Genomic DNA, 4533 nt, shown 5'->3' on the forward strand with positions numbered 1-4533 from the left:
CGGGGCTTGCGTTGATTATCCGATGTAGTGAAACCGTTTGATTTTTCATTTTTATTGAAATTTAATTTGTGATTAATAATTATCTTTTATTACTACTTGCCTTTTCCTCATTCTCCTTTTTCCTGTCCCCAAAATGCCTCACTTGATAATTTGTCTTAGCCATTAGTCTGGATTTTATTGTTATAAATGTAAGAAACGGCAAGAATGCCCAGCACCACCAGTGGCATCAGCATAAACCCAATGTTTTTATCTACACATGCATGACTGATGAATGCAAAGATTAAACTAAATGTGAGCCCTGCATACGCCCATTCCTTTAGCTTACTTGGTGCTTTTGGATAGGAAATCGCTAAAACTCCGAGTATTTTACTGATGATAAGTGTGTAGGCAAAGTAATCAGGATAGCCCAAAGGTTTTGTGCCTGCATTCATATATTGTGGTGCAAACAGCATGGTGCTAAGGGGCATTACACCTTCCCAAAGTATGATGATGGTAGTTGCCACCCAAAAGATTATTTTATTCCTCTTCATCTTATTAAATATTAATGGTTTATAAATTAGTTGATTCAACATATTTACCACCTATTCTCAGGTCGTTTTCACTGCTTGGGCTATGCCAACTTGGATCAGGAGTGTTCCATTGCATAATGTCGCTTGGTGTACTCCAAGCCCTCCAAACTTTTGCTACGGGAGCATTTACTGTTGCTTCTACCGTAATTCTTGTTACTTGTGCCATTGTTAGTTAGTTTTTGTTTATTAAATTTTACAATTCAAAGTTACAATAGGATATCAGATTGTGGCTGTTGTGAAAATGACAATTTTAGGGGTGAATTATGACAAAACTTTTTTTTACCTTGCGGTTTAATACCAATGGTTGATATGCACATTTCTGTCTTTGTACCTGAGTACGGGGTAATTGAAGCCGTTACACCGCCATTCAGAACCTTTCATACCGCCAATGAGTTTTTAACCACATTTGGTAAAAAGCCCATTTTCAAGGTTGAGTATGTGGGCTTAAAAGAATATGTACCTGCTAACAATGGCGAATACATGATAAAAACCGATAGGTTGCTCAAAGATGTGACTAAAACGGACTTACTTATCATACCACCTACATTTGGTGATACCACCAAAGGAATTCAGGCCAATGCAGAAGCGATACCTTATTTTAAAAAGTTATACGAGAAAGGTTCAAGTCTTGCCAGTTTGTGTATCGGCGCTTTTCTTTTAGCCGAAACGGGTTTACTCAATGGTAAAAAATGCTCTACACATTGGGCTTATATCAACGAGTTTAAAGAAAGATACCCAGATGTGGAGGTAGAAGATGGGGCTATAATAACAGAACACGATAATATTTACAGCAGTGGTGGGGCAAGCAGTTTATGGAATTTAATATTATACCTGGTTGAAAAGTTTGCTGATAGAGAAACAGCAGTAATGATTTCAAAATATTTTGCATTAGATATTGGGAGAGATAGCCAATCTCAATTCGCTATATTCAAAGGTCAAAGAAATCACGGTGATGGTGATATTCAAAAAATACAGGATTACATTGAAAAACACTATTATAATAAAATAACTATAGAAACTTTGGCAAAGTTGATTAATACAGGCCGTAGAACTTTTGAAAGAAGATTTAAAGAGGCTACCAACAATACACCCATAGCGTATATACAAAGAGTAAGGATAGAAGCCGCCAAAAAGTTCTTTGAAGCATCAAGGAAGAATATAACTGAAATAATGTTTGATGTAGGTTATACGGATACGAAAGCATTTAGAGATATATTTAAAAAGATTACAGGGCTTACTCCAATTGAGTACAGGAATAAGTTTGCAAGGGTGGCAAATGAGGTGTAACCTATAGAACTGCTTATATGAGGTTTTTGTGGTATTGGTGTCCATGCATTTTGATAGCATTGAATACCTGAGATACGGGAGCCCCCGTCAGCGTGCAGCATGTGACGCATTGACTGCTCACGGGACAAACAACACCCAGCTATCCTACCGTAAGAAAAAGGCCGAAGCCAAAAAAATATCTCCTATGAAGATTCCCCGCGCGTTGGGATTGGATTAAGGTGAAATTTGGATAGCGTGCTCAAACTTTTACCTATATCAAAACCAATAAGACCTCGTCCGGCTCACTTTGGCTTTGTATGCAGTTTCTGTTCGTCAGGCCGGGATTTTGCCGCCGGCTTCCTTCAGATTCCACCTCGCGATAGACACCCTTGCCTTTGGCTAACACTTCTTACTGCCAAGCGTGTTCGGGACTTTCACCTTATAGTCATCGCCCATGCGGGGCGCACAAGAAAAGCCCCGAAACGGGGAGAATCGGGGCTTTCTAACTAACCAATTATAAACCTAATTATGAAAAGACAATTTTTACTTATTGACTATATAACGCACGAAGGTCACGTTTTGTTACTAAGAAAAGTGTTAAAGATTGTTAAATGAACGACGAAATGCTTAAAAAAGAGACCCGTTNTTTTTACTTATTGACTATATAACGCACGAAGGTCACGTTTTGTTACTAAGAAAAGTGTTAAAGATTGTTAAATGAACGACGAAATGCTTAAAAAAGAGACCCGTTACCTCATTAAGATAACGGATCCGCCCCAATGGGGTTAGGGGCTATCAACCTAAACCTAGTATCAATAACGGAAAAATAGCGGGATTGTTATGTGAGTGAACAGAATTATTTCGGCTCACGATTTTCATGCCTACAGCGATACCAAGTGATGGATGCTGGGAGCTTTCTGCCAAAACGGATCCTGTTGCTTGATTTTGTTTCGTAAATCCTTATCAAGTATTTCGCTATGATTTATCATTTCTCAACTTAAAGCATCATGAAAGATAATTCCCAATGTGTAACGTTCTCCACTATGAACTTCGCTTACTCCGTGCCTCATATTGCCCCGAAAATATCCTTTTGTTCCTTTTACAGGTCTGAAATTGGTTGTAAAAATCAGCATATCGCCTTTCTTTGGTTTCAATACAATAGCTTTGGATTGTGCTCTTGGGATTTGTTGGGTCAACACAAATTCTCCGCCTGTAAAATCTTTGTCAGGTTCATTTAAAAACAAAACAACCTGAATAGGAAAATAAACATCTCCATACAAATCCTGATGTAATGTATTATGTCCGCTTTTTCCATACTTCAATATCAAAACGGTGGGTTTTTGTTGATTGTTGTCGTGGCATTGCTGCAAAAATTCAGCGTGATGCAACGGAAATTGTTTGCTTATGTTCAATGCTTTAAACCAAGCGTTGGCAACTGGTGCTAGCTGTGGATAAATAGTTGTTCTGATTTGCTGAATGAGGTCGGGCAACGGATAGTTGAAATATTTGTATTCGCCCAAACCAAAACGGTAACGTTCCATTACTACCGTTTTTCTGTAAGCGTTTGGATTGTCATAACCTTGTATCAGTTCGTTGCATTGCTTTTCCGTTAAGAATTTTGGAATAATGGCAAACCCCTTTTCGTGCATTTCATCGGTTACGATATTCCAATCGGTTTGGCTAATAATCTTGTTCATTATCTGATAACTGAAAGTCCTGCGTCCACCGTTAATTCTGTTCCGTGTATGTAGGAAGCTTCTTGCGAAGCAAGAAAAAGAACTGCATGAGCAATCTCTGCGGGTTCGCCTAATCTGTTGAAAGGTATGGTAGGAATAATACGTTGAATAGCTCCTTCTATTTGTTCCGCATCCAACCCTGTATTGTTAAAGATATTGGTTTTAATGTGTCCCGGGCTGATGCCGTTTACACGAATACCTTTTTCGGTAAATTCTGCTGCGAATGTTTTTATGAATGACTGTACTGCTGATTTTGCGGCTGAATACACGGAGAAATTTACCATTCCGATTTCGGTAACAATGGAAGTGTTTAACACGACAGCACTTCCTGATTTCATTAATGGCGATATTTGTTGCACGGTGAAAAATGTTCCTTTTACCAAAAGATTAAAGAGTTCGTCAAAATGCGTTTCATCGGCATATTCAATGGGTGCAAACTTTCCGTAACCTGCATTGGCAAACAATAAATCGATGCGGTCTGTGTGCATTTTTACCTGCTCTTGTAAACGGAAAATGTCGTCCATATTACCTGCATTGGACGCAATACCAAAAGCGCTTGTTCCTAATTGTTCTACGGCTTTATTTACCGTTTCAGCACTTCGTCCTGTGATGATGACCTTGCCTCCATCATTGATGAATTGTTGAGCCGTAGCGAAGCCCATTCCATTTGTTCCGCCTGTGATGAGTGCGAATTTGTTTTTGAATCTTTGCATTGTTTTTCTGTTTTAAATTCTGATGCAAAGATCTGAATATACGATGTGATAGAAAACCCGAAACTTGCTACATTATACATGTCATAGTCATACAGCGGCTCGGGGAGCCCTGCCTTTAAACACTGACTGGTCATCTTAGTAAAACCACGCCCCCACGCTTCGATATAACCGCTGCGGAAAAATGCGTCCACTTCTTTCGAAACAGGTTTCCATAGACGTGATCGTGGAAAAGTAAGTTGGCGATCGCAA

At 39.0% G+C, this 4533-nt stretch carries 5 protein-coding genes; 1 reads left to right on the forward strand and 4 read right to left on the reverse strand.

What is annotated here, in order from left to right; all coding sequences use genetic code 11:
- Positions 1 to 155: 155 nt before the first annotated feature.
- Positions 156 to 530, reverse strand: a complete 375-nt coding sequence (locus NF543_RS25015; RefSeq protein WP_257670931.1) for a DoxX family protein — start codon at positions 528 to 530, stop codon at positions 156 to 158.
- 19 nt (positions 531 to 549) lie between these two features.
- The gene (locus NF543_RS25020; RefSeq protein ID WP_257670932.1) at positions 550 to 735 is read right to left on the reverse strand and encodes an SRPBCC domain-containing protein; all 186 of its coding nucleotides are present in this window, start codon (positions 733 to 735) and stop codon (positions 550 to 552) included.
- Positions 736 to 878: 143 nt separating this feature from the next.
- On the opposite strand from NF543_RS25020, the gene NF543_RS25025 reads away from it, so the two are divergent.
- On the forward strand, positions 879 to 1856 hold the full coding sequence (locus NF543_RS25025; RefSeq protein ID WP_257670935.1) for a GlxA family transcriptional regulator: 978 nt from the start codon (positions 879 to 881) through the stop codon (positions 1854 to 1856).
- Positions 1857 to 2827: 971 nt separating this feature from the next.
- On the opposite strand, the gene NF543_RS25030 is transcribed toward NF543_RS25025, so the two are convergent.
- Both NF543_RS25030 and NF543_RS25035 read right to left on the reverse strand, forming a co-directional pair.
- Positions 2828 to 3532, reverse strand: coding sequence for a 2OG-Fe(II) oxygenase (locus NF543_RS25030; RefSeq protein ID WP_257670933.1), 705 nt, complete (start codon positions 3530 to 3532; stop codon positions 2828 to 2830).
- Positions 3532 to 4284 carry an SDR family oxidoreductase gene (locus NF543_RS25035; RefSeq protein ID WP_257670934.1) on the reverse strand — a complete coding sequence of 251 codons (753 nt, stop codon included), beginning with the start codon at positions 4282 to 4284 and terminating at the stop codon, positions 3532 to 3534. Before NF543_RS25035 ends, NF543_RS25030 begins: the two co-directional genes overlap by 1 nt.
- Positions 4285 to 4533: the final 249 nt, after the last annotated feature.

The organism is Parapedobacter tibetensis (genome assembly GCF_024704835.1).
In the GTDB taxonomy this organism is placed as follows: domain Bacteria; phylum Bacteroidota; class Bacteroidia; order Sphingobacteriales; family Sphingobacteriaceae; genus Parapedobacter; species Parapedobacter tibetensis.